Source organism: Pantoea sp. IMH, assembly GCF_000599885.1.
Classification (GTDB): Bacteria; Pseudomonadota; Gammaproteobacteria; order Enterobacterales; family Enterobacteriaceae; genus Erwinia.
Window position 1 is genome coordinate 233,588 of sequence record NZ_JFGT01000006.1, and the last position, 24,249, is coordinate 257,836.

Annotated in this window: 23 protein-coding genes and 1 pseudogene; 10 read left to right on the forward strand and 14 right to left on the reverse strand. The window is 53.5% G+C overall.

All coding sequences use genetic code 11. From position 1 onward, the window contains the following. The first annotated feature begins 253 nt into the window (after positions 1-253). The 3 genes from EA20_RS0115475 (at position 254) to EA20_RS21010 (ending at position 3,150) form a co-directional block, all read left to right on the forward strand. Positions 254-2,440 (forward strand): TonB-dependent siderophore receptor, encoded by a 2,187-nt coding sequence (locus EA20_RS0115475; protein ID WP_038381724.1) that lies wholly within the window; start codon positions 254-256, stop codon positions 2,438-2,440. A gap of 376 nt (positions 2,441-2,816) precedes the next feature. Beyond that, the gene (locus tag EA20_RS21005) at positions 2,817-2,957 is read left to right on the forward strand and encodes a hypothetical protein (protein WP_200868326.1); all 141 of its coding nucleotides are present in this window, start codon (positions 2,817-2,819) and stop codon (positions 2,955-2,957) included. 25 nt (positions 2,958-2,982) lie between these two features. Further along, a complete protein-coding gene (locus EA20_RS21010; RefSeq protein WP_200868327.1) occupies positions 2,983-3,150 on the forward strand; it encodes a hypothetical protein in 168 nt (55 codons plus the stop codon). 5 nt (positions 3,151-3,155) lie between these two features. Here the strand turns inward: EA20_RS21010 and EA20_RS0115490 are convergent, their stop codons facing one another. Then, positions 3,156-4,310: a beta-glucosidase gene (locus tag EA20_RS0115490; RefSeq protein WP_024967691.1), complete on the reverse strand. Its 1,155-nt coding sequence runs from the start codon at positions 4,308-4,310 to the stop codon at positions 3,156-3,158. 202 nt (positions 4,311-4,512) lie between these two features. Between EA20_RS0115490 and EA20_RS0115495 the strand changes: the two genes are divergently transcribed. Then, positions 4,513-5,985 (forward strand): phospholipase D family protein, encoded by a 1,473-nt coding sequence (locus EA20_RS0115495; RefSeq protein WP_024967692.1) that lies wholly within the window; start codon positions 4,513-4,515, stop codon positions 5,983-5,985. Here the strand turns inward: EA20_RS0115495 and mdoC are convergent. After that, the gene (gene mdoC / locus EA20_RS0115500; RefSeq protein WP_024967693.1) at positions 5,962-7,122 is read right to left on the reverse strand and encodes a glucans biosynthesis protein MdoC; all 1,161 of its coding nucleotides are present in this window, start codon (positions 7,120-7,122) and stop codon (positions 5,962-5,964) included. The two genes, EA20_RS0115495 and mdoC, sit on opposite strands and share 24 nt — an antisense overlap. Before the next feature lie 270 nt (positions 7,123-7,392). On the opposite strand from mdoC, the gene EA20_RS0115505 reads away from it, so the two are divergent. From EA20_RS0115505 to EA20_RS0115515, 3 genes are all read left to right on the forward strand, one after another. Beyond that, positions 7,393-8,931, forward strand: coding sequence for a glucan biosynthesis protein G (locus EA20_RS0115505; protein WP_200868331.1), 1,539 nt, complete (start codon positions 7,393-7,395; stop codon positions 8,929-8,931). Then, positions 8,924-11,488, forward strand: a complete 2,565-nt coding sequence (mdoH, locus tag EA20_RS0115510) for a glucans biosynthesis glucosyltransferase MdoH (RefSeq protein ID WP_024967695.1) — start codon at positions 8,924-8,926, stop codon at positions 11,486-11,488. The genes EA20_RS0115505 and mdoH overlap by 8 nt, the downstream gene beginning before the upstream one ends. Positions 11,489-11,633: 145 nt before the next feature. Next, positions 11,634-11,873, forward strand: coding sequence for a YceK/YidQ family lipoprotein (locus EA20_RS0115515; protein ID WP_024967696.1), 240 nt, complete (start codon positions 11,634-11,636; stop codon positions 11,871-11,873). Positions 11,874-11,911: 38 nt separating this feature from the next. Here the strand turns inward: EA20_RS0115515 and EA20_RS0115520 are convergent, their stop codons facing one another. From EA20_RS0115520 to EA20_RS0115530, 3 genes are all read right to left on the reverse strand, one after another. Next, positions 11,912-12,319 carry a MysB family protein gene (locus tag EA20_RS0115520; protein ID WP_024967697.1) on the reverse strand — a complete coding sequence of 136 codons (408 nt, stop codon included), beginning with the start codon at positions 12,317-12,319 and terminating at the stop codon, positions 11,912-11,914. Between the two features lie 271 nt (positions 12,320-12,590). Then, the gene (locus EA20_RS0115525; RefSeq protein ID WP_024967698.1) at positions 12,591-13,511 is read right to left on the reverse strand and encodes a Kdo(2)-lipid IV(A) acyltransferase; all 921 of its coding nucleotides are present in this window, start codon (positions 13,509-13,511) and stop codon (positions 12,591-12,593) included. Between the two features lie 158 nt (positions 13,512-13,669). Then, on the reverse strand, positions 13,670-14,767 hold the full coding sequence (locus EA20_RS0115530) for an NADH:flavin oxidoreductase/NADH oxidase (RefSeq protein ID WP_024967699.1): 1,098 nt from the start codon (positions 14,765-14,767) through the stop codon (positions 13,670-13,672). Positions 14,768-14,987: 220 nt separating this feature from the next. On the opposite strand from EA20_RS0115530, the gene EA20_RS0115535 reads away from it, so the two are divergent. Beyond that, positions 14,988-16,040, forward strand: coding sequence for a rhodanese-related sulfurtransferase (locus tag EA20_RS0115535; RefSeq protein ID WP_024967700.1), 1,053 nt, complete (start codon positions 14,988-14,990; stop codon positions 16,038-16,040). A 205-nt stretch (positions 16,041-16,245) separates the two neighbouring features. On the opposite strand, the gene EA20_RS0115540 is transcribed toward EA20_RS0115535, so the two are convergent. The 9 genes from EA20_RS0115540 to grxB all read right to left on the reverse strand — a co-directional run bounded on the left by EA20_RS0115540 (position 16,246) and on the right by grxB (position 23,111). Beyond that, positions 16,246-16,818 (reverse strand): YceI family protein, encoded by a 573-nt coding sequence (locus tag EA20_RS0115540; protein WP_024967701.1) that lies wholly within the window; start codon positions 16,816-16,818, stop codon positions 16,246-16,248. A 24-nt stretch (positions 16,819-16,842) separates the two neighbouring features. Further along, a complete protein-coding gene (locus tag EA20_RS0115545) occupies positions 16,843-17,397 on the reverse strand; it encodes a cytochrome b (protein WP_024967702.1) in 555 nt (184 codons plus the stop codon). Between the two features lie 682 nt (positions 17,398-18,079). Next, the gene (gene solA, locus EA20_RS0115550) at positions 18,080-19,192 is read right to left on the reverse strand and encodes an N-methyl-L-tryptophan oxidase (protein ID WP_024967703.1); all 1,113 of its coding nucleotides are present in this window, start codon (positions 19,190-19,192) and stop codon (positions 18,080-18,082) included. A 103-nt stretch (positions 19,193-19,295) separates the two neighbouring features. Further along, on the reverse strand, positions 19,296-19,550 hold the full coding sequence (bssS, locus tag EA20_RS0115555; protein ID WP_024967704.1) for a biofilm formation regulator BssS: 255 nt from the start codon (positions 19,548-19,550) through the stop codon (positions 19,296-19,298). Positions 19,551-19,760: 210 nt separating this feature from the next. Beyond that, on the reverse strand, positions 19,761-20,027 hold the full coding sequence (locus EA20_RS0115560; RefSeq protein ID WP_024967705.1) for a hypothetical protein: 267 nt from the start codon (positions 20,025-20,027) through the stop codon (positions 19,761-19,763). A gap of 148 nt (positions 20,028-20,175) precedes the next feature. Continuing rightward, complete coding sequence (dinI, locus tag EA20_RS0115565) at positions 20,176-20,421, reverse strand: DNA damage-inducible protein I (protein ID WP_024967706.1); 246 nt, start codon at positions 20,419-20,421, stop codon at positions 20,176-20,178. Between the two features lie 77 nt (positions 20,422-20,498). Continuing rightward, complete coding sequence (gene pyrC / locus EA20_RS0115570) at positions 20,499-21,545, reverse strand: dihydroorotase (RefSeq protein ID WP_024967707.1); 1,047 nt, start codon at positions 21,543-21,545, stop codon at positions 20,499-20,501. 195 nt (positions 21,546-21,740) lie between these two features. Further along, positions 21,741-22,304 carry a lipoprotein gene (locus EA20_RS0115575; protein ID WP_024967708.1) on the reverse strand — a complete coding sequence of 188 codons (564 nt, stop codon included), beginning with the start codon at positions 22,302-22,304 and terminating at the stop codon, positions 21,741-21,743. A gap of 159 nt (positions 22,305-22,463) precedes the next feature. Then, positions 22,464-23,111 carry a glutaredoxin 2 gene (gene grxB, locus EA20_RS0115580; protein WP_024967709.1) on the reverse strand — a complete coding sequence of 216 codons (648 nt, stop codon included), beginning with the start codon at positions 23,109-23,111 and terminating at the stop codon, positions 22,464-22,466. Between the two features lie 179 nt (positions 23,112-23,290). Here grxB and EA20_RS21130 point away from each other — a divergent pair. Both EA20_RS21130 and rimJ read left to right on the forward strand, forming a co-directional pair. Further along, a pseudogene (locus EA20_RS21130) lies at positions 23,291-23,452 on the forward strand (hypothetical protein); the annotation flags it as partial. 205 nt (positions 23,453-23,657) lie between these two features. Beyond that, positions 23,658-24,248, forward strand: coding sequence for a ribosomal protein S5-alanine N-acetyltransferase (gene rimJ / locus EA20_RS0115590; RefSeq protein ID WP_024967710.1), 591 nt, complete (start codon positions 23,658-23,660; stop codon positions 24,246-24,248). The last annotated feature ends 1 nt before the right edge of the window (position 24,249 follow it).

Genomic DNA, 24,249 nt, shown 5'->3' on the forward strand with positions numbered 1-24,249 from the left:
CTGTTACTGTAAGCGACTTTAAGGCTCTGCCATTCATCATCCGCGTAGTGCTTTAATAATCAGAGAGCGTTAAGCGTTGGCTTCTTTACCAGACGAAGGCCGGTAACGTTAATTCAGGCTTGCTATTTACCTTTCCTTGTTGATAATCACAATCAAAATAAAAAGTATTATCATTTGTAAAATGAATCAGGGAAATGTAATGGCGCACTTTTTAACCACGAATAACGGCTTTCGTCTGAAGCTGCTGGCGGTGATGGTAAGCAGTGTAACGGCACTGCCGATAGAGGCGATAGCAGCGTCTGCTCCGACCAATACCTCTTCATCCGCTGATAACAACTCGAACGCAAGCCTTACAGCACAGGAACCGACGCTTATTGTCGATGCTGAAGTTGATGACCACTTTATCGCGGGCGGCGATCGGCTGGTACCGGCCTGGCTGGACGGTCAGGTGGCAAACGGCGGCAGGATAGGGATGTTAGGTGAACAAGATGCCCATAACGTTCCTTTTAACGTGATTGGTTACACCACCAAAATGATTCAGGATCAGCAGGCGACGACGCTGAAAGAGGTGGTGGCAAACGATGCCTCGGTGCAGAACGTTCAGGGCTACGGCAACTTCGCGGAAACCTATCGCATTCGGGGTTTCGATCTGGACGGTGATGATATGACGCTGGGCGGCCTGTCAGGCGTGTTACCGCGTCAGGTTGTGTCAACCCAGATGATTGAACGCGTTGAGGTGTTTAAAGGCGCTAATGCCCTGGTCAACGGCTCCGCCGCATCAGGCGTGGGCGGAATGATCAACCTTGAGCCTAAGCATGCCGAAGAAACGCCGTTAACCCGCCTGGGCGTGGATTACACTTCCTCATCCCAGATCGGCACAACGCTTGACGCCGGACGTCGTTTCGGTGATGACAATGAGTGGGGCGCCCGCGTCAATTTGCTGCACCGCGAAGGTGATTCCGCCGTCGATAATGATAAGCGCCGTACGACATTTGCCTCTCTCGGTCTGGATTATCGCGGCGACAAACTGCGAACCTCACTGGATGTCGGCTACCAGAAGCAGGCTTATCATGGTGGTCGTCTGGGGGTAAACATCAGCAGCGTGGACTTTATTCCTGAAGTACCGCGCGCCACCAGCAACTACAGCCAGAACTGGGTTTACAGCGATCTGGAAAGTGAGTTCGGCATGGCGCGGGCGGAGTACGATTTTGCGGAAAACTGGACGGCTTACGGCGCGGTAGGGGGGCAGCACTCCCATGAAACAGGGGTTTACGGCACGCCAAAACTGACTGATGAAGAGGGTTCCGCCACGCTGGGCCATATGTACACCAATAAAATTGTTGATACCTTTAGCGGGATGGGCGGCGTGCGTGGTCAGTTTACGACGGGGGTGGTCAGCCACAGCGTGAACCTGGGGTACTCGGCGCAAACCAAACGGGACAAGACGTCATATGGCATGACGCTGAAACCGGGGATAACCAATATTTATCACCCCGCCGCGATCGCGCCACCAGTAGACACTTTCTTCGGCGGCGATCCTGACGATCCCCGACCGACCAGCCGTATCCGGAGCCAGGGTGTGCTGCTGAGTGATACGCTCGGCTTCCTCGACGATAAGGTGCTGCTGACGGTAGGCGCACGTCATCAGAAAGTCGTGGTACGCAACTACGCATACGGTACGGTGGCTGAAGATACGGATGCCCGCTTCACCAAATCGCGCTGGACGCCAGGCTACGGGCTGGTGATTAAACCCTGGGAGTCCGTCTCGTTTTACGCCAACCATATTGAAGCGCTCCAGCCAGGTGAAACGGCTTCAAAAGAGGCCAGTAATTATGGGCAGGTGACGGGGATTGCGCTTTCAAAGCAAAATGAAGTGGGGATAAAAGTTGATACAGGCCGTACAGGCGGCACTCTGGCGCTCTTTGAGATCAAAAAACCAACCGGCATGATCGATCCTCAAACTAATGTGTTTGGTATGTATGGCGAACAGCGCCACCGTGGCCTGGAGCTGAACATCTTTGGCGAGCCCGTCTACGGTGTGCGCCTTAACGGCAGCGCGACCTGGCTCGATCCTAAAATGAGTAAAACTCAGGACGGCAGCAGCGACGGTAAAAACGCCGTCGGCGTGGCTAACTTCTCTACCGTACTGAGTGCCGAATATGACATCAAACCAGTGGAAGGACTGTCCGCCCTGGCGCGTCTGACCCATTCTGGCTCGCAATATGCTGATGTCGCCAATACGAAAAAGCTGGACAGCTACACGACGATGGATCTCGGCGTTCGTTACCGCATGAAGATGCAGCAGAACGATCTGACCTGGCGCTTAGCCGTTGAAAATATTACCAATGAGGAATACTGGTCGGGCGTGGAAAGTAACGGCACGTACATTTATCAGGGCGATCCCCGCAAGCTGAAACTGTCGCTTTCCTATGAGTTCTGATCCAGCGAAACGCCTGAAAAAGGGAAGGATCTCACATCCGACTTAGCGTCAGGTTTCTCAACCCGCCCAGGCTTAGGGTAAGAGGGGCGGGCCAGCGCAGCGGAAAACAGATGTCTGCGTTTCAGAACGCGCCGGGGATAAACAAACGCGCAATGCGCTTAACTGTTGCGCAGGGAAAAGGGCAATCCTCGGGGGCTTATGGTAAGATTCGCGAGGTCTGACACTGCCTCGCAGGGAGCTGACCAGAGGACAGACGACCCCTACTTTCCGCTATGCGGGCTGCATTTTCAGCGCTCCTTCACGCGTCTCGCCGGGACGAAGTGACGCCAGGCCCTGGTCTGAATGGCGACTTATTTGCCGGCACATGATGGCTAAAATGAAAGAATCCCCGCAGTATGATGGAGAGAGAGAGTCCCGTTTTCCGCTCGACGATGCCCAGTTTGCCATTGTGGTGCTTGCGGTCACTTCTTTTACACTTATAATCTTCGTTCTGAGTATTACCCTGTTGATGAGTTGATGGTGACAGAAGGAGAACGGCTGACATGGATACAAGGGAGGATAAGCTGCTGGCGCTGGTTGGACTGCTCTCGGCAAGCCTTATTATCGTCGTGGTCTTCTTTACGCTTACCTGGTTTTCTGACGTCCGTCATCTCCCCGAGAACCCGGTTGATCCCCAGTCCTGCTTCAGCCAGAAACCTCTCGCTACCTGAGCGCATCAGCCTGCATTTTTAAATTTGATTTGATGGCTGCGAATGGCAAGCACATAGGGTTCGTTCACCGTCCGGCTACCGTTGGCATCCGGCAGACCAAATAAGCCGCCAGGTGCGCGCCGGTCATCCGCCCATGCGGGATAATCCACTGCCGGATAAACCGAAATCCCTTCAATCTCAATACCGTTATCCATTGCCAGACCAGCCTGCTCAACAACGCTGTTAAGCCAGGGCGCACGGGCTTCACCTTCCGCGCCCGTTTCGGCAATCAGTATTGGCCGCTGATAGCGATGCCAGACTTCCTCCAGCAGACCGGAAAGAGGGCGCCAGGCTGGATTATCCGGAGCAAGCGTTTCGCCGTTGGCCAGCCACTGGTTATCGGGATAATAGTTAAGGCCGATAATATCGAGCAGCGTCGCATCGCCGCCCAGGCCGGGCTGAAGACGACCGCTCAGCATATCCCATACTTCATACTGAGCATTGTGCTGCTGACGGGCTTCCTCCTGCGCGGCAGGCGAGTTGTCTGAAGAGGCGACGTGTACCAGCGGATCGGTCAGTACAAAACGTGCAGCGGGCAGCTCTTCACGAATGGCACGCATGGCCGCGACTGAAGCCCTGACCAGTTGCTGTTTCAGTTCACCTCCCCGCCCGGTTACGCCAGGATTAAACATCGCCACTTCCGCGCCTGCCCACGACCAGAATGAGATCTGGTTCATCGGCGTGAAAAAGGGTGCCGTATAACCTTCATCCCGCATCAGGCAGGCCATCGCACGGGCAAAGGCGGCAAAGCTGTCAACGAAGCGGGGCTGCCAGATATCCAGGTGCGCCGGCCAGCCGAAGTGGGCCAGTTCCCAGATCATCTCAATGCCCTGGTTTTCTGCCGCGTGTAACATCGGCATAAAGGTGGACCAGTCATACTCCCCCGGCTTCTCCTCAATAAGATACCAGCGGGCACCGTCGCGTGCCGTCAGCAACCCTTCAGCGGCCAGACGGGCATAATCCTTATCGAGCAGCGTATCGTGCCCGCTGCTGACTGTCAGATCCACCCGCTTGCCTTCGCCACGACAGGCGGTGGAGCAGGCGAAGCTGCCCTGAAAAAAACTTTTAAACAGCCGTGGACGGTGCCGGACAGAAGATGTATCACGCGGTTCAGTCATCATCAGGTATTCCTTATCGCATTGATCCGGGGCAGAGCTATGCGCTAAGTCTAGACCAAATGCCATCATTAAAGGCTATAGTAACGGGCACATGGCTTGACGCAGTAGTCGTGCCGGTAAGCATCCCCTCAGCAATCTGTCTGACAGGGCAGTCATTACCGGAGAGAACCACGCCGCGGGTGCGGTGATAACGAAAGGAACATGCATGGCCGAAGCTTTTATACCTGATAATGAGCCGCGTCAGAATGGATGGACGCGGCTTACTCAGGCAATATCTCCCCTGGTAAAGCGGCATCCTGAGCTGAGCGGTATCCATTCGCTGGCAGATGGGCTTGATGCCTTTGCTGCCCGCTATTTGCTGACAGCCATGTCGGAAAGCACGCTGGATATTCAGTATTACATCTGGCAGAACGATATGTCCGGACGCCTGCTGTTCAGCGCGCTGTTTGATGCCGCCGAACGCGGCGTCAGGGTGCGCCTGCTGCTGGATGACAACAACACGATGGGGCTGGACCGTACGCTGGCCCGGCTGAGTTGCCATCCGAATATCGAAGTGCGGCTGTTTAACCCTTTCTCCTTCCGAACGTTGCGGGCGCTCGGATACCTCAGTGATTTCGCCCGGCTGAACCGCCGTATGCACAATAAAAGCTTTACGGTGGACAAGCAGGCGACCATCGTTGGCGGACGAAACGTGGGTGATGAGTATTTTGGCGCGGGCGAAGAGCCGCTTTTTTCCGATCTGGACGTGCTGGCGATCGGGCCGGTGGTCGAAGAGGTGACGAAAGATTTTGAGCGCTACTGGCACAGCCGGGCAGTGAAGCCTTTCGACGCCGTGGTGGAAACAGATGCCGGGGCGGCTCGCGAAGAGGTGTCGCTACCCGCTGAGTGGCGCAACGATCCACAAGTGAAGCGCTACCTTGCGCGCATCGAAGCGACATCTTTCAGTACGCAGCTGGAAAATGGCGACCTGTCGCTGACCTGGGCAAAAACGCGGCTGCTCAGTGACGATCCCCGGAAAGGACTGGGCAAAGCCAAAACCAGTACACTGCTTCCTCAGCGGATGCTTGAGGTCATCGGCAGGCCGGAAGTGCAGTTCGATATCATTTCCGCCTATTTTGTGCCGACCAGAGCTGGCGTGGCGCAGCTTTTGTCGCTGGTGAGAAAAGGGGTAAAAATTGCCATTCTGACCAATTCTCTCGCGGCCAATGATGTCTCCATCGTGCATGCTGGCTATGCTAAATGGCGGAAAAAATTACTGCGCCACGGCATCTCGCTTTATGAACTGAAACCACATAATGAGTCGCGAGAGGCGCCGCACGATCGCGGCCTTACCGGTAATTCGGGTTCAAGCCTGCACGCGAAAACGTTCAGCGTGGATAATCAGAAAGTCTTTATTGGCTCATTCAACTTCGATCCGCGTTCGGCGATGCTCAATACGGAAATGGGCCTGGTTATTGAAAGTGAGTCCCTGGCGACCACTATTCATCAACGCTTTGTTGACAGCTTGTACGATCACGCCTGGACGCTACGCCTGGATAAATGGGGGCGCGTCAACTGGGTGGAATATCCGGGTGAGGGGGAAAAAGAACGGGTACATAAGCATGAGCCCCGTACCCGTTTTATGCAGCGACTGCTGGTGCGTCTGGTCTGGCGCTTACCTATCGAGTGGCTGCTGTAGCGGTCTGGCCGACACACGCTGTGGTTTCCCGGAGAAGAGGAACCGCAGCAGCGGGACGCGCAGATGGAACTCATACAGCGCAAACGCAATGCCGAAGACAAACGCCAGCCCAACGATAAAGCCCAGCGTATTATTGCTGATATAGGGCGCAATAAAAATGCCGTACAGCAGGGTCAGCGGGTGGTGAACCAAATAGATAAAGAGAGAGGCGTTTACCAGGTAAACCACCCGCGGTGAGTGTGAATTGAGCATGCGATAGCCAAGTGAGAAAACCACATTTACCATCCACAGCCCCATCAGCATGGAGACCACCGCGTCAATTTCATATAGCCAGCCTTCCCCTTTACTCCAGGCCTGATTCGCCACATAGGTGATAAACGCCAGGGCGGCAGCGACAAAAACGCCCGCTACGGGTTTAACAAACAGCGCTTTAATAGCGGGATATTTCCAGGACATGGCGCCGAGAATAAAAAACGGCAGATAAAACAGTGACTGCATGACCACGAAGTTGAAGAGGGCAACGCCCAGCAGATCGGGAGCAATGATATAAATTAAGCGACGCAGAGCGCCCCAGGCCAGGCTGCAAAGCAGGATCGCAAGGCTCAGCTTCATCCAGTTCAGGTCAGCATAGCCAGCTTTTGCTGGAGCGCTGTTGCGCAGCCACTTAAAGAAGGCCATAGCCGCCACGGTCAGTACGACCAGCACCAGCAAAAACCAGAGGTGCGAGATCAAATGCCAGGAAAGAATATTTAGCTTTTGCAATGCGGTGTAGGCAGGCCAGTCACCTATTTTTGTCGTCCAGGCTTTCAGCATAAAAAACTGTGGCAGGGTGAGGAGCGGAACGGCGGCAAGCATCGGGATACCGACACGCTCCACGCGCAACTTCAGCCACTGCTGCGGCTGATAGCGCAAATAAAGCATATAGGAAAAATAACCGGAAATGACAAAAAAGACCTGCATACGAAAGGCGTGGATAAATTCATTAAACAGGGTCAGCCATTCAGAGGATACCGGGCTGTTTACTGACCAGTTTTGTGCAGAATAAATGAGTGAGACGTGAAAAGGCACGCCTAACAGCATCAGCCAGGCTCTGATGGAGTCGAGAAAATATTCTCTTTGCGGTGTGTTTTTACTCATAAGTACCTATTAATCAAAAAATTAGCGTCCTGGCTCGCCCTGAGCCATGCTCACGCCCGGCGCTCACTTTAATGCATAATTGACGTGCAGACTATCGGGCAAATCTGTATCGATTAATGGTGAAAGAATAGAAGGTAAACCCTTCTGAAAAGCGGAACTAAATTGCGGCACAAGCTGTCAGAAAGCGAAATAATCCATTAAGATAGACGGAATTGATTTAAGCACACGAAAGGGGGGGATGTGCTAATTAAAATGAAAAATAAGCCAAAACTGATGAAATTGCATTTATTAGGTGCAACGGTTTTGCTGTCAATGTATGCCAGCGCGGGCTGGGCTTTCACCATTGACGATGTGGCAAAACAGGCGAAGGATTTGGCCAGTAAAGGCTTTGAAGCACCGAAAAGCAATTTACCGTCCCAACTGCGCGACATGAAGTATGCCGATTATCAACAGATTCATTTCAATAGTGATAAAGCCTACTGGAGTAAGCTGAAAACCCCGTTCAAGCTTGAGTTTTATCATCAGGGTATGTATTTCGATACGCCGGTGCAGATTAATGAAGTCACCGCAACCTCGGTCCGGCAGATTAAATATTCGCCGGACTATTTTAATTTTGGCAGCGTAAAGCACGATCCGGAAACGGTTAAAAACCTCGGTTTCGCCGGCTTTAAAGTGCTCTATCCGCTGAACAGCAAGCACAAGAAAGATGATGAGATCGCCAGTTTTCTTGGCGCGAGTTATTTCCGTGTGATCGGCGCAGGCCAGGTCTATGGTCTTTCCGCGCGCGGACTGGCGATCGACACGGCGTTGCCGTCAGGTGAAGAATTCCCGCGCTTTAAAGAATTCTGGATTGAACGCCCGAAACCGGCAGACAAACATCTGGTGATCTATGCGCTTCTCGATTCTCCCCGTGCATCCGGTGCCTATCGTTTTCTGATCTCACCAGGCAAAGAGACGACGGTTGACGTCCAGTCAAAAGTTTATCTGCGTGACAAAGTGGGCAAACTGGGCGTGGCGCCGCTGACCAGCATGTTCCTGTTTGGTCAGAATCAGCCCTCCTCACAGGTTAACTTCCGGCCAGAGCTGCACGACTCTAACGGGCTGTCGATCCATGCCGGTAACGGTGAATGGATCTGGCGTCCGCTGAACAATCCAAAACATCTGGCGGTCAGCACCTTTACCATTGAAAACCCACGCGGCTTTGGCCTGCTTCAGCGCGGTCGTGATTTCAGTCAGTATCAGGATCTCGACGATCGTTACGATCTGCGTCCAAGCGGATGGGTTGAGCCAAAAGGTGACTGGGGCAAAGGGCGCGTAGAGCTGGTTGAAATTCCGACAGCCGATGAAACCAACGATAACATCGTCGCTTTCTGGACGCCGGAAACGCTGCCTGAACCAGGCAAAGAGATGAATTTCAAATACCGGGTGCATTTTACCCGTGATGAGAGTCAGCTTCATTCGCCTGATGTGGCCTTCGTGAAGAACACGCTGCGCTCCGCCGGCGACGTAAAGCAGTCTAACCTCGTTCGTCAGCCGGACGGCACCATCGCCTTTACCGTCGATTTCACCGGTCAGGAAATGGGTAAACTGCCAGAGGATACGCCGGTGACATCGCAGGTGAGCATCGGTAAAAATGGCGAGCTGGTGGAAAACAGCGTGCGCTATAATCCGGTCACTCAGGGCTGGCGTCTGGTGATGCGTTTGCGCGTCAAAGACAACAAACAGCCGACAGAAATGCGTGCGGCACTGGTTACCGGTGACAAAACGCTGACGGAAACCTGGAGCTATCAGTTGCCTGCCAATGAATAAGTCTACTGTCATAACTACTGAATATCTGGATGCGCTCCCCCTTCCGCCATCGCGGAAGGAGGCGCTACGTGAGGCGCTGCCTGCGGAAGCAGACGACGCCTTCAGCCAGCTGCACCATACGCTGGCCGATGACGGCCCGGTGGAGAGTCGGCCTGACGATGCGCCGCTGGAATCGGTCAAAGCGCGTATTGAGATGACGTGGCCTGACTCGCTGGGAGAGGAAGGTCAACAGTTTGATAAGGACGCGCTGGACCGCACCACATTGAAAGCGATGCCGCCGCACACGCGATCCTCAATGTATCCGGAAGCCTGGCGGACGAACCCGGTTGCCCGCGCCTGGGATTCCCTGCGCGGACGCAAATCCGTTCACCGCTACGCCACGGCGGAAGAGCAGAAAGCGGAAGATAAATGGCGCCACGTTGGTTCTATTCGCCGCTATATCTTACTGATCCTGACCATTGCACAGACGGTTATCGCCACCTGGTATATGAAAACCATCCTGCCTTATCAGGGCTGGGCGATGATCGATCCCATGGAGATGTTCAACCAGAACTGGCAGCAGTCGCTGATGCAGATCCTGCCTTACATCCTGCAAACTGGCATCCTGTTCCTGTTTGCGGTGCTGTTCTGCTGGGTCTCAGCCGGCTTCTGGACGGCGCTGATGGGCTTTCTGCAACTGCTGATCGGCAAGGATAAATACAGCATCTCCTATAACAGCAATGACCATGATCCGATTAATCCGGAACACCGTACAGCGCTGATTATGCCGATCTGTAATGAGGACGTGGAGCGGGTCTTTGCGGGCCTGCGTGCGACCTGGGAATCCGTGGTCAGAACCGGCGAGCAGCAGCACTTTGACGTCTATATTCTCAGCGACAGCTACAATCCTGATATCGCCATGGCCGAGCAAAAAGCCTGGATGGAACTGGTGCGTGATGTCGGTGGGGAAGGGCGTATTTTCTATCGTCGTCGTCGTCGTCGTGTGAAGCGTAAAAGCGGCAACATCGATGACTTCTGCCGTCGCTGGGGCAGCCAGTACAGCTACATGGTCGTGCTGGATGCGGACAGCGTGATGAGCGGAGGATGCCTGACCGGTCTGGTGCGCATGATGGAGGCGAACCCGAACGCCGGGATTATTCAGTCTTCGCCTAAAGCCTCAGGTATGGATACGCTCTATGCACGCTGTCAGCAGTTTGCAACGCGTGTTTATGGCCCGCTGTTTACCGCCGGTCTGCACTTCTGGCAGTTAGGTGAGTCGCACTACTGGGGCCATAACGCCATCATCCGCGTGAAGCCGTTTATTGAGCACTGTGCGCTGGCGCCGCTGCCGGGTGAAGGCTCGTTTGCCGGTTCGATTCTGTCGCATGACTTCGTGGAAGCAGCGCTGATGCGTCGTGCAGGCTGGGGCGTCTGGATCGCCTACGATCTGCCTGGCTCCTATGAGGAACTGCCGCCGAACTTGCTGGATGAGCTGAAGCGTGACCGTCGCTGGTGTCATGGCAACCTGATGAACTTCCGTCTGTTCCTGGTAAAAGGCATGCACCCGGTACACCGCGCGGTGTTCCTGACCGGCGTAATGTCCTATCTCTCTGCGCCGCTGTGGTTCCTGTTCCTGGCTTTATCTACGGCGTTACAGGTAGTGCATACGCTGATGGAGCCGACCTACTTCCTGCAGCCGCGGCAGCTCTTCCCGGTATGGCCGCAGTGGCGACCAGAGCTGGCGATTGCGCTGTTCTCAACCACAATGGTGCTGCTGTTCCTGCCGAAGTTGCTCAGTATCATACTGGTCTGGTTCAAAGGGGCAAAACCCTACGGCGGCGTGCTGCGCGTGACCCTTTCCCTGTTCCTGGAAGTGCTGTTTTCAGTCCTGCTGGCACCGGTGCGTATGCTGTTTCATACCGTATTTGTGGTCAGCGCCTTTCTCGGATGGGAAGTGGTCTGGAACTCGCCGCAGCGTGATGACGATGCGACACCGTGGAGCGAGGCGTTTAAACGTCACGGTTCACAGATGGCGCTTGGCATTGTCTGGGCGGCAGGTATGGGCTGGCTCGATCTGAACTTCCTGTGGTGGCTGGCGCCAATCGTTTTCTCGCTGATTTTGTCGCCGTTTGTCTCGGTCTACTCCAGCCGGTCAACGTTGGGGACGGCCTCGAAGCGCGCCAGACTGTTCCTGATCCCGGAAGAGTCGAGCCCGCCTCAGGAGCTGCTTGATACCGATCGTTACGTGGTGCTGAACCGTGGACGGGCGCTGGAAGATGGCTTTATGCACGCGATGTTCCATCCCTCTTTCAATGCTCTTGCCAGCGCGATGGCAACCTCCCGTCACCTGAAAAGTGACATTCTGGAGTTTGCCCGCGATCGCCGCATTGAGCAGGCCTTAAGTGAGTCTCCGGCTAAGCTGGATCGCGAACATCGTCTGACGCTGCTCAGCGATCCCGTTACCCTGTCGAGAATGCACTATCGCCTCTGGCAGCATACGGATAAGTATCACGACTGGTTCGATTACTATAAGTCGCTGACGCTGAATCCCGACGCGATTCAGACAGAGACGCGATAATAGAGAGGCCGGGAATTTCCCGGCCTTTTTTTGTTGCGCTGATCCTTTCGCCGGCCGCTGCTCCTTATGGGTAAACAGCAGCGAACGTGAGAGTGACGAGTCCGCTACAATTAAAAGCAGTTAACAGTCAGGTGATGCTGAGAAAATGAAACGTTATGTGCGGGTTTTGCTGGCAGGATGTTGCGTGCTGGTACTGAGCGGCTGTGGCAGTATTATCAGCCGGACCATGCCGGGTCAGGGACACGGCAATCAGTTCTATCCGGGTGTGCAGTGGGATGTGCGGGATACGCCGTGGCGTATTATAACTATTATCGATCTGCCGCTATCGCTACTGGTCGATACGCTGTTACTTCCGGTCGATGCACATCATGGTCCCTATGAATAGTGCCTCCTGAGGGAGGCACCAGGAAAAAGAGAACCCGATCAGGCCCAGCGATCGGTGCGATCGGAGTCCGCGTTGTCATCTTCCCACTCTTCAGCCGCAGCGGCACCTTCTTCAGTGTCGGCAGGCGGTTCCAGCTGGAATTCGCCCTCATCCCATTCGTGCAGCGTATTCTCTGGCAGCCATTCCTGGCGCAGTTCAACCTCATCAAAATCGCCGTCAAAAATCGCCTGTGCGGCTTCACCACTGCGCAGGGAGAGGCATTCGCCTTCATCGCCCTCGTTCACAAAGAATTCTGCCTGCCACATGATATCACCATCCTGCATGACGTACTTTTGCAGATTGAACTGGCTAACGGAGGCCTCATCCTGTTCCATCTCCGGATTCGCGGCCAGAAACTCTTCACGTGCGGCTTCAATAGCCTCTTCCAGCGTTGCGTACATGCTCATGGGGTTCTCCACAGTGTTACATTCAGTTTTAACAAGGATAGTCGAAGATAGGCTGACTTAAAGGCGAGGGATGAAAAAAAAGTAGTGAATATTTATGATAATAATCATCCTGTTAGGGGGCTGGTGGGAAAAATAGCATAACGGCTAACAGGTAAAGAGCGGGTTGGCCTGCTTTCTGTAAGAAACGGCTCACTGCGGGAGGATTAAGAAATTAACGAGGAAAAGTAGGGAAGGAGAAAGGCTGACCCTGAGGATCAGCCAGCGTAACGCTTCAGTAGAGCGGCGGTTCACCCGCGGGACGCGTTTTAAAACGACGATGCAGCCACATATACTGTTCAGGCGCCATCAGCACGCCATGCTCCACCACTTTATTCATTCGCGCGGCGGTAGCCGCTTCATCATCCAGCGGCATGGCTTCTTCCTCCGGCAGGATGACCATTTCATAGCCTTTGCCATGCGGCAGGCGGCGCGGCACAAAAGGGATCACGGCGGGCTGGCCGCTGCGGATCAGCAGATAGCTGCCTTTGGTGGTGGCGGCCTTCTCCACGCCAAAGAAAGGCACAAAAACGCTGCTACGCGGACCGTAGTCATGGTCGGGCGCATACCAGATAATATCGCCGTTTTTTAGCGCGCGGATCATCCCTTTGAGATCCTTTCGATCAAGCATGCTCTTATTGGAGCGCATGCGTCCCCAGGTTTGCAGCCAGTCGAGCAATGCGTTGTCATTCGGCCTGTAGACGCCAATGCCGGGATTATGAATGCCAAAGATACGCGCGCCAAGTTCCAGCGTAAGAAAGTGCATGCCGATCAGCAATACGCCTTTCCCTTCCTGGTGCGCCTTATCGATGTTCTCCAGCCCGCTGACGTGAAACCATTTAGTAATGCGCCAGTCAGGCCAGAACCAGGCCATACCGGTTTCAATCAGGCCCATGCCAACGGATTCAAAGTTACGCACGACCATCGCCTCACGTTCAGCGACCGGCATGTCGGGAAAGCAAAGCTCCAGATTACGGCGCGCCACCTGCACCCGGCGGGGAATAAAGCGCATAGAAAGCCGCCCCAGGCCGCAGCCAAGGCGATAGAGAAGGGGGTAAGGCAGCAGCACCAGCAGATAAAGTAAACCGATACCCAACCAGGTGAACCAATAACGGGGATGCAGCAAGGCACGGTTAAATTGGGGAAGCTGAGTCATGAGTTTCCAGATCGAAAAAAAGGGGCACCATTATGCTGCCCGTTAATAATGAGTTATGGCCTATTGTGCCATTTTTTAACGTCAGAATAAATTTTCTGCCCTTTCCTGCGGGGATCGGGTCCTTCCTGGCCTTTTCAGACCAGAAAGGACCAGCGTACTCAATCCTGGTTAAACAAACCTTTAACTTCATGAGGTTCACAGCGCCAGTATTGCTCAGGCGCGTGCAATTTCGCCCCCAGTTCGGCGGCGGCATGCCATGGCCAGCGTGGATCGTAAAGCATCCCGCGGGCAAGAGCGATCATATCTGCCTGTTCGCTGACCAGAATAGCTTCGGCCTGCTTCGGTTCGGTGATTAAGCCTACGGCGATGACCGGAATATCCACGGATTTTTTGATCTCAGCCGCAAAGGAAACCTGGTAGTTCGGACCGACGTCAATTTTCTGCGCCGGCGAAAGACCACCGCTGGAAACATGGATATAGGCACAGCCTTCTGCGGCCAGCGCTTTGCTGAGCGCGATGGACTGCTCGTTGTCCCAGCCGCCTTCAACCCAATCCGTGGCGGAGATACGCACACCGACCGGCTTGTCTGCAGGAAATACCTGACGCACCTCACGGAAAATTTCCAGGGTCAGCCTCATACGGTTTTCCAGCGAGCCGCCATATTCATCTTCACGCTGATTAGAAAGCGGAGAGAGAAACTCATGCAGCAGATAACCATGCGCGGCATGCACCTCCACCAAATCCAGCCCCAGCCGGTCTGCCCGGATTGCGCTGTCGATAAAGGCCTGTTTGATTTCATCGATACGCGCTTTCGTCAGCGCAGCGGGTGTATCATCGCTTTCATTATAGGGCAGGGCCGAGGGTGCAGAAGTCTGCCAGCCGCCTTCAGCAGGCTGAAGAAAATTGCCGCCGCGCCAGGGCACATCAGTGGAAGCTTTGCGGCCCGCATGGGCAAGTTGAATACCGACGGGGATCGGGGAGTACTGACGAACATCTTTCAGTACGTCGCCCAGCGCCTGCTCAGTTTCGTCATCCCACAGGCCTAAATCCTGCGGCGTGATACGGCCTTCCGGCTCCACTGCGGCCGCCTCAACAATCAACAGGCCAGCGCCGGAAAGCGCAAGATGCCCCAGATGAATGCGATGCCAGGCGGTTGCCTTACCGAGATCCGCCGAATACTGACACATAGGCGCAATGGTGATGCGGTTATCAAGCGTTAATTTTCCCAGTGTTATCGGGGTAAACAGCTTACTCATTCTACTTCTCCGGTGTTGATCACATTTTTTCACTCAGCTTCTAACTATAGGCGGATTTGTGAGAGGTGTTTTACAGGGTATGCTTTTCAGTGATGGCGTCATGCTGCCTTCACGCGTCTGCCATGAGGTACGAAAATAGCCGCTTTACGGTTTGATTCTCTGACAATTAATGTATGATAGCGCCCGCAAAATTTCTCTCTTGAACCCAGGAACGTACACCATGCCAGTGTTACATAACCTTGTTTCCAATGAAGAGCTGAAGGCGCGCATGCTGGCCGAAACCGAGCCGCGCACGACAGTCTCTTTTTACAAGTATTTCACCCTCGATAACCCTAAAGCCTTTCGCGATGCGCTTTATATTGAAATGACGAAGCTGAAGGTGTTTGGCCGCGTCTACGTCGCGCCGGAAGGCATCAATGCGCAGATCAGCGTGCCGGCCAGCCAGTATGAAGCGATGAAAAGCATGCTTTATGCTTTCCATCCAGCGCTGGACAATCTGCGGATGAATATTGCGCTTGATGATGATGGCAAATCGTTCTGGGTGCTGCGTCTGAAGGTTCGTGAACGCATCGTGGCTGACGGTATTACCGATGAAAGCTTCGATGCCAGCAATGTTGGCGGCTATCTGAAAGCGGATGAAGTCAATTCGATGCTGGACGATCCTGAAGCGGTATTTGTGGACATGCGTAACCACTATGAATATGAAGTGGGCCATTTCGACAACGCGCTGGAAATCCCTGCCGATACCTTTCGCGATCAGCTGCCGATGGCCGTTGATATGCTGAAGGAGCAGAAAGATAAAAAAATCGTGATGTACTGCACCGGCGGGATCCGCTGTGAAAAGGCCAGCGCCTGGATGCGACATAACGGTTTTGAGCAGGTTTATCATATTGAAGGCGGCATCATTGAGTATGCCCGTCGTGCACGCGAGCAGGGCCTTCCGGTTCGCTTTCGCGGCAAAAACTTTGTCTTTGATGAGCGCATGGGCGAGCGGATTTCAGACGACGTTATCGCACACTGCCACCAGTGCGGAGCGCCTTGCGACACACACGTAAACTGTAAAAATGATGGCTGCCATCTGTTATTTATACAATGTGCTGCCTGCGCAGCAAAATATCACGATTGCTGTAGCCCGCTCTGTATGGAGGAGCTGGCGCTCACGCCTGAAGAACAGCGAGCCCGCCGTGCCGGACGGGAAAACGGTAATAAAGTATTTAACAAATCGCGCGGCTTACTGAATATGACGTTAAAAATTCCTAAGCCAGAGCAGTAAACCATTAAGGCCGATCTTGCGATCGGCCTTATGCGTTAAGTTGTCTTCTGCCTTTAACCCTAAAGCGAACGGATCGAACGCAGAACCTGCCGCGCTGCGAAGGGTGCTGTGTGCGTCTTTGCGAACGGACGTTCCTTGCAGAGCAGGTTTGGTAACACCGTTTTGAAAAACCGGTTATAAACCGACGCTTAACGCCTCCGCCTTACTACTGGCGAATACCTTCAACCGATATCATCAGCTGTACCTGCTGTGAAGCAGGGCCCAGATCGGACTTGATGTTGAAGTCTTTCAGCGTCAATGTGGTTTCCGCTTCAAATCCGGCGCGATAACCGCCCCATGGATCTTTCCCTTCCCCCAGTTTTTTCGCTTCCAGAGTGACAGGCTTAGTCACACCGTTCAGCGTCAGGTCACCGGTAATGTCCAGCTCATCACCATCTTTCTTCACGCCGGTTGACACAAAGGTCGCTTTCGGAAATTTAGACGCGTTCAGGAAATCGGCGCTGCGCAGGTGTTTATCACGTTCGGCATGGTTAGTATCCACGCTGCCGGTATCAATCGTCACGTTAACCTTATCTTTTGAAGGATCGGCCTCGTCAAAAGTGAAACTGCCATCAAAGTCGCGGAATGTGCCGTACAGCCAGCTGTAGCCCAGATGCTGAATACGGAACTGCACGAAAGCGTGCTGACCTTGCGTATCAATTTTGTAGTCAGCGGCCACGGCATTACCGGCGCTCAGCAGCATCGCTGCGGTGGATAAAGCCAACAAGCTTTTTTTCAACATGGTGTTTCTCCCTTCCAGAGGTTAGTCGATGCGACGACCCAGCATGCGTTTCAACGTCACATCACGATCGATAAAGTGGTGTTTGAGGGCGGCGAGCCCATGTAGCACGGAAAGTATCACCACGCTCCATGCCAGCCAGAGATGCACTTCACCCGCCAGATCGGCCTGCTCTGCAAAACCTTCAACGGTGGCCGGTACATCAAACAGGCTGAAAACGGTAATGGGTTTGCCGTCTGCGGTGGAGATGAGATAGCCGCTGATAAACAGCGCGAAAAGGATGCCATACAAGAGCAGATGCACAGCTACCGCGCTCAGGCGCGTCAGCGGCGAATAGCTACTGAGCGGTTGTGGAGGCGGCGAGATAAAGCGCCAGATTGTTCTGAAGATCATCAGCGCAAAGAGCAAAATGCCGATACTTTTATGCAGTTCAGGTGCCGGGTGATACCAGCTGTCGTAATAGCCCAGCGTGACCATCCACAGGCCCAGCGCAAACATTCCATAAACCGCTAAGGCGATAAGCCAGTGCAGAAGCAGGCTGATATGACCAAAGCGGGAAGCGGTATTCTTCAGCGGCATAACGATATCCGTGGGCATTTTTTGCCAAGCATGGACAACATGAAATATAAAATCAACAACTAACTTACATCACGAAATAAATACCTGCACTCATTCAATATTATTGATTGTAATCCTGGTTTTTAAACGGAATATTCGTCTTATTTATATTTCAAAAGCTTTACTTTGCAGCTTCTCAGGGGGTTGTAACCCACTAAGCGTCGCATTTGAGCACCTGATTATTTGATGCTACTGGCATTGAAGGTCAGCGTAACGTCAGTTTTTGTCAGTGTCACGGCATGCTAACACATTAATTAAAATTATCTTTAGGGCGGGTCTTACTGAAATATGATGATGATTTTCTGACGTGCGTTCTTTGAGTTTACAAATCTGAAGGCTTGAGGCTTCCTGCTACTGGAAAGCGGATCGGGTCTCTGTGTTAGCCTGTCTCAATAACGGTAACTGACTTCGTTAACTGTTAATAGCGCAGCGGTTTGACCTGTATCTGAAACTATACCGCCATACCATTTTAAGCACGCCAGTCAGCAATATTCTGCATAGCCTGTAACGAATATAATTAGACTTTCAGCGGCCAGTGAAATTAATAAAATAAAGATGTGGCGTGCTTTTCTGGAAATTAACGGAAAGGAATTTCAGCCGGTGAGTGCTTTTGTAACGACCCGGAATGAGTCGTTACGTTTAATCAGAAACGGGCCAGGGAGAAGCGCGATAAATCAAACGGGCTTTCTTTACCCTGAGCAAATTCAGCAGCAATTTCCCCCAGCACAGTGGCAAATTTAAAACCGTGACCGCTTAGTCCGCTAATAATAAGCCTGTCTGGTGATCCCGGCAGCGTATCAATAATAAAGTCTTCATCAACGGTATTATCATAGGTGCAGGCTGCACCACGCAGACATACGCCCACGCCCGGCAGGAAGCGCCTCAGAAAAGAGAAAAGCTCGCTGCCATCTTCGGCAACCGCACCAAAGGGTTTACGTTGTTCGGGAGAGGAGATTAGCTGCCCACCGTCATGCTTGCCAAGCTTAAGGGCATTGTTATCCGCAGGAAAACCGTAGTAATGCGTTCCGTCTGGTGCCTCGACGGTGAAGGCAGGAAATTGGTTATTTTCACTGTAGCGCCCGTCGGCCTGGTGCCAGGCGAAGACTTTTCTCACTGGCGTGACCGGCAGGTCCGGTAACAGCGTGGTGACCCATGTACCGGCGCTGAGCAGGAGTTTACGGCCCTGAAAGGTGCCTTCTGCGGTGTGAACCAGCTGCAAAGCATCCCGCTCTTCCAGAGCATCAACGCCACAGTTGAATAACTGCGCGCAGCCCGCCTCCTCAGCGAGGCGGATCAGCTGGCGGATCGCCACTTCTGATTTCAGATAGCCTGACTGGGGTTCGAAGATGCCGGTATAGTCTTCGGGTACGCTGATCTGCGGCCAGCGCTGCATCACTTCTTCACCGCTCAGCCTTTCCACGGGCAGATTAAATTCGGCGGCGCTGTCGCTGACGTTGCGAATAAAGGCCGAGTCGCGGGGAGCGAGATTAACCACGCCACTGCGCTGCATCAGCCGCTCGCCACAGGCTTTCTCGAGCTCATCCCATAATGCCTGCGCGCGCAAGACAAGAGAAACATAGTGAGCGCCTTCGCCGTAAGCGTGGCGGATAAGACGCGTTTCGCCATGGTGGCTGCCCTCGCTGTGCGGCGGATGGGCGCGGTCAATCATCAGAACCTTCAGCCCGGCGCGCGTGGCATACCATCCTGCCGCTGCCCCCACGGACCCGCTGCCAACCACGATCAAATCATAAACCATTAAACCTGCTCCTCTGTTAGTCCGGCTGTCTGGCAGAATAGCAAAATGTTCCGGCAATGAAAAAGGCACCCAACGGGTGCCTTCAGAACGGATCAAGCAGAGATTAATGTTTCTTGTAGTCGCGATCCAGATAGTCTGTGGCTTCGATCTTCGCGATGCCAGCCTCAAGGATAGAGATAAATTGTCTGGCAACATCAGTGGTTAACCAGTATGTCTGACCCACCTCAGCTTCTTCATTCTGCTGTTCGCCTGACGAAGGCGAGTGGAGACGGATCATCATGGCATCATAGCTGTCCACGGTACTGATATCCCACCCAATGAGGGGATGTGTCTGGATAACATCTTTGTTTCTGTCCATTATAACCCCCTTATTACTCGTGTTAATGATGACAACGAAGTGATTTATCGAGGTTCAATGCGGCTTTTTTTCCATAGAGCAGAATTATTATAACAGAAAATTATTTTCGAGCGGAGTGAAATCTAAGCACAGGCGCCAGGTTATTTCAGAGAGAATTAAGCGGAAGCGGCAAAACAATTAATCCTGCCGCTTTTTTATTGGCATGTTCAGCTAAGCCTGCTGCGATATATTCATCTGGCCGTGTCGCTTTTCAACTTCATCCGCCAGGCGGGCAAAATGCAGCTGCCTGTTTTCATCGCGCGCGGCTTTACTCGCCTCCAGCCGCAGATACTCAATCAGCGACTGGCCGGTCTTCTCATCCACGCTGGCCGTGAGGGATAAAAAAGCACTTTCCAGCACGTTCAGGCGCTGCTGCTGATCGGCAATCAGCGTCAGAAGTTCACCGAACGTCATTGTCTCATCAGGTTTTTCAGTCATGGCGGTTATCTCCGGCGGACAGGATCGGGAAACAGAGTCAACCAGTACAGTTTACAACGCATGAGGGATCCCGGCGAGTCACGCCGGAAGGAAAAAATAAAAAAGCCGGATGGCGAAATCCGGCAAAGAAAGGCAACAGGCGCGAAGCTTAATCGGTGATGAACCAGTCGTCGGCGCTTTCCCAGGTTTCCTGAAGGATCGCCGTCACTGTCTCTTTCGCTTCTTTACCGCCGCCCATCACCGTCAGGTTATTGGCGCCAGCATAACGTACCGACACGCTGTTTGCCGTTTCCGGGAACTGTTTGTCGATACGCTTAATAAGTTCCTGCGAGAGCGCGTCAATGGCGCCAGCGGGAAGGGGACTCGTTTTTGCAACAGTGACTTCAACACGCATAAAAGCCTCCGGTTAAGATACTGTGAATGTATACAGTATTTCATCCAAAGGCAATAGTTTTATCCGTGTCGTGTCTTTTAACGCGTGACGCGCCAGTTCAACGTTTCCCCGGCAAGGAAAGGCACCAGCGATTCGCTGCCCATCTCAATGCGCTCCGGCACTGTCCAGGGTTCACGCGTCAGCGTTACTGTTCCTTCATTGAGCGGCAGGTCGTAGAAACGTGGGCCATTCAGTGAGCAGAAAGCTTCAAAATGCCCGAGCGCATTCATCTCTTCAAAAACGGTGGCGTAAGCGGGCAGGAAGGAAGGCGCATTAAATACGCCAGCACAGCCACAGCTGGCTTCTTTACGATGCCGCAAATGCGGCGCGGTATCGGTGCCAAGGAAAAAACGCTCGTTGCCGCTCGCGACCGCCTCACGCAGCGCTTCCTGATGAGTATTTCGCTTGAGGATCGGCAGGCAGTAAAGATGCGGTCGCACGCCGCCCACCAGCATATGGTTGCGGTTAAACATCAGGTGCTGCGGGGTGATGGTAGCAGCCAGAAAACGGTTCCCTTCGCGGACATAATCAGCCGCCTCCCGCGTGGTGATATGTTCAAACACCACTTTCAGTTCCGGAAACTGCTGACGTAGCGGATCCATTACAGATTCGATAAAGCGCGCTTCGCGATCGAAAATATCGATATGCGCATCGGTAACTTCGCCGTGAATCAGCAGCGGCATCCCGATTTCCTGCATCCGCGCCAGCACGTCCGCGATGGCCGCGATGTTCGTCACGCCATGGCTTGAGTTGGTGGTGGCATGGGCCGGATAGAGCTTGGCGGCGGTAAATACACCTTCGCGGTAGCCTTTCTCCACTTCATCCGCAGCGAGCGAATCGGTCAGGTAGCAGGTCATCAGCGGCGTAAAACGATCCCCTGCGGGTCGTGCGGCAAGAATGCGATCGCGGTAGGCAATGGCGGCGGCAACGCTGGTGACCGGCGGCACCAGATTTGGCATCACAATGGCCCGGCCACACACCTCGCTGGTAAACGGCAACACGGCCTGGAGCATCTCATCATCACGCAGATGGATATGCCAGTCGTCAGGGCGGCGAATAGTCAGTTGCTGGGGTTGTGCAGTCATCAGGATGCTCCGGCAGAAGTGAAATCAGTCAGATATGGCTGGATTTGGCCGGGTACTAAGCATAGGGATAAAGCGAGGGGAATGCACCCGGTTTATGACGGGCAGGAAGAAAAAACTGGCTACTCCGCGTCCGGCTTTCCGGGATATGCCTAACGCAAAGCTGCCCGCCTGATAAGACGGGCGGACAGCGGCGGGTTACTCAGTAAACGGAATGATCAGTTCTCCGGGCTTCACTTCCAGCCCTTTCGCAAAGCGTTTCGCCAGCGACTCCGCTTTGCTGCGATCGCTGCTCAGCACATAGGCTGGTTTGCGGTTGAAATACTCTTTCAGCGACTGGTTCAGATAAGGCGTCAGCGTTGTGAGTACAGCCTGCATTTTGTCGGGCACTACCTGCACATCAACCAGCTCCATATCCTTCAGATAGATGGCGCCTTCTTCCCGGTTGAAAAACGGCAGAGCTTTCATCACCAGCTTCATGTCCGCCTGCTGCGGACCAAACAGTGAACTGATACTGACTTTAGCATTGCCGGTCAGGATGATCTTATCAGGCTCCTGACGACCAATCTGGCTGCTGAGATTGGTCAGCACGATATGCGCGTTAACCAGACCCGCCACGCCAAGATCTTTCTCATAATTGTTGTGCTTTTGCAGCGCTTCATTAACTTCCTGTTCGCTGATGCTGTATTGCGTAAGCTGATTGCAGCCGCTGACCACGCCCGCGAGCAGCAGGGCGAACGTCATCCAGATAACTCTCTTCATTACTGTCCTCTACGATTCGGTCGTCAGTAACCCTTCTGACGCAGACACTAGCTTGCCCGACATTAACCAGAGAGTCATCCCTGGATTGCAGGAGTTTCAGAAGTAAAGTGCGGAGGTTTCAGAAAGAGAAGGGCCGCCAGCGCGGCCCTGTTGGTGAGGCTAGGCCGCCACGGAGGAGAGCAGGTTCACCTGAGTTTGCTTCGCCATATTATCCCGGTAATCCGCAACGCGGCTTGGATATTCAACGCCCTGGATGAGGGTAAGCGAGCGCAGCACGGGGAAGAGGTGAATATCATCCATGGAAAGCTCGCCGTTCACTGCGTTTGGCTTGACGATCAGCTTGTCGAGCTTGCGCAGGTCATCGTTAACGTTTTTGATAAAACCGTCAGCATGGCGCTTAAGTTCTTCGAAATCACCGATAGTGGCTTCTTTCTTCTCTTTGAAGTAGTTACGCGCCTCCGGTGTGGCAAACTCTTCAAACGACGCGCCGGCAATACGGGGCAGGGTGAGTTTGTTCAGGTAGCCGTTGATCTGCCGCAGCCAGTCGCTGATGGCCGGGTTAAGTTTACCCGTCAGCAAAGGTTCCCCATCCAGCTTGTCGACATAATTAACAATTTCCAGACTTTCAGGCATACAGCTTCCGTCATCCTTCATCAGAATGGGCGCTATTTTCTGGCCAACCATTTTTTGCGGCGTCGCTTCATCATCGTTCTGCATGACCACCAGTTCAACCGGGATATTTTTCAGGCCGAAAATCATGCGGGCTTTAACGCAGAATGGGCAGTGTTCGTAAATAAACAGTTTCAAGAATGCCTCCTTACGGCGATCGGAGTGAGCGTTCCCACCCTTAATCTTTTGAATGCCTTAGAGGAGTATGGAAGAGATCCGCTGAGAGGGCAAACCTGGCATTTCAGCCTTAACGCTGGCGTTTTCTGAGCCAGGCAGCTTAAGCTGTGAGCCGGTTCTTACATTTGTGATGCGACGAGGTAGTGAAACAAAATCGTAGCGAAGGTGTTTCACTTTACTTTCTTGATCCCGATGGGCATAAGCTCGAACTGCATATGGGTAATCTGACGCAGCGGCTTACAGCCTGTCGGCAGTCGCCCTGTAAAGGTCAGATTTTTTATGATGACAGGGAAGCAAATTAGCGCGGGTACTGAACAGTCAGCCCGATTTTTTCGCTATTATCAGCAACATTCACACCGCATAATGACCTCAGCCCGTTGTACCGCTATGGCGTGCGGGCGTTATAGTGTGGAAAAGTGCGGAAAATGTCCTTTAACGGCAGCTGTTCTGCCGGGTGGACATAGCAACGTTTACTGTTATCACTGGCGGCCAATTTCAGGAGAAAAGATGTTTGGCTATCGCTCTGCTGCGCCCAAAGTGCGCCTCTCCACTGACCGGCTGGTCGTACGCCTCGTCCACGAGCGTGATGCCTGGCGTCTCGCTGATTACTATGCTGAAAACCGCACCTTTCTGAAGCCCTGGGAGCCGGTACGCGATGAGAGCCACTGCTATCCATCTGGCTGGCAGGCGCGCCTGGGGTTAATTACCGATATGCATAAACAGGGCAGCGCTTTCTATTTCGCGGTAATGGATCCGGATGAAAATGAGGTGCGGGGCGTGGCAAACTTCAGCAACGTGGTGCGTGGCTCCTTTCACGCCTGCTATCTGGGCTATTCGCTCGGTGAGAAATGGCAGGGGCAGGGAATGATGTTTGAAGCGTTACAGGCCGCTATCCGCTATATGCAGCGTCAGCAGCGCATTCACCGTATCATGGCGAACTATATGCCGCATAATCAGCGAAGCGGTAACCTGCTGGCGCGCCTGGGGTTCGAGAAAGAGGGCTACGCCAAAGCCTATTTATTGATTGATGGCCGCTGGCAGGATCACGTGCTGACGGCCCTGACGTCCAGAGAATGGACACCGGAAAGACGCGGATAAT

Coding starts and splice junctions, on each gene's coding strand:
- EA20_RS0115475 (WP_038381724.1), top strand. CDS start 254: ATGGTAAGCAGTGTAACGGCACTGCCGATAGAGGCGATAGCAGCGTCT.
- EA20_RS21005 (WP_200868326.1), top strand. CDS start 2,817: ATGAAAGAATCCCCGCAGTATGATGGAGAGAGAGAGTCCCGTTTTCCG.
- EA20_RS21010 (WP_200868327.1), top strand. CDS start 2,983: ATGGATACAAGGGAGGATAAGCTGCTGGCGCTGGTTGGACTGCTCTCG.
- EA20_RS0115490 (WP_024967691.1), bottom strand. CDS start 4,310: ATGATGACTGAACCGCGTGATACATCTTCTGTCCGGCACCGTCCACGG.
- EA20_RS0115495 (WP_024967692.1), top strand. CDS start 4,513: ATGGCCGAAGCTTTTATACCTGATAATGAGCCGCGTCAGAATGGATGG.
- mdoC (WP_024967693.1), bottom strand. CDS start 7,122: ATGAGTAAAAACACACCGCAAAGAGAATATTTTCTCGACTCCATCAGA.
- mdoH (WP_024967695.1), top strand. CDS start 8,924: ATGAATAAGTCTACTGTCATAACTACTGAATATCTGGATGCGCTCCCC.
- EA20_RS0115515 (WP_024967696.1), top strand. CDS start 11,634: ATGAAACGTTATGTGCGGGTTTTGCTGGCAGGATGTTGCGTGCTGGTA.
- EA20_RS0115520 (WP_024967697.1), bottom strand. CDS start 12,319: ATGAGCATGTACGCAACGCTGGAAGAGGCTATTGAAGCCGCACGTGAA.
- EA20_RS0115525 (WP_024967698.1), bottom strand. CDS start 13,511: ATGACTCAGCTTCCCCAATTTAACCGTGCCTTGCTGCATCCCCGTTAT.
- EA20_RS0115530 (WP_024967699.1), bottom strand. CDS start 14,767: ATGAGTAAGCTGTTTACCCCGATAACACTGGGAAAATTAACGCTTGAT.
- EA20_RS0115535 (WP_024967700.1), top strand. CDS start 14,988: ATGCCAGTGTTACATAACCTTGTTTCCAATGAAGAGCTGAAGGCGCGC.
- EA20_RS0115545 (WP_024967702.1), bottom strand. CDS start 17,397: ATGCCGCTGAAGAATACCGCTTCCCGCTTTGGTCATATCAGCCTGCTT.
- solA (WP_024967703.1), bottom strand. CDS start 19,192: ATGGTTTATGATTTGATCGTGGTTGGCAGCGGGTCCGTGGGGGCAGCG.
- bssS (WP_024967704.1), bottom strand. CDS start 19,550: ATGGACAGAAACAAAGATGTTATCCAGACACATCCCCTCATTGGGTGG.
- EA20_RS0115560 (WP_024967705.1), bottom strand. CDS start 20,027: ATGACTGAAAAACCTGATGAGACAATGACGTTCGGTGAACTTCTGACG.
- dinI (WP_024967706.1), bottom strand. CDS start 20,421: ATGCGTGTTGAAGTCACTGTTGCAAAAACGAGTCCCCTTCCCGCTGGC.
- pyrC (WP_024967707.1), bottom strand. CDS start 21,545: ATGACTGCACAACCCCAGCAACTGACTATTCGCCGCCCTGACGACTGG.
- EA20_RS0115575 (WP_024967708.1), bottom strand. CDS start 22,304: ATGAAGAGAGTTATCTGGATGACGTTCGCCCTGCTGCTCGCGGGCGTG.
- rimJ (WP_024967710.1), top strand. CDS start 23,658: ATGTTTGGCTATCGCTCTGCTGCGCCCAAAGTGCGCCTCTCCACTGAC.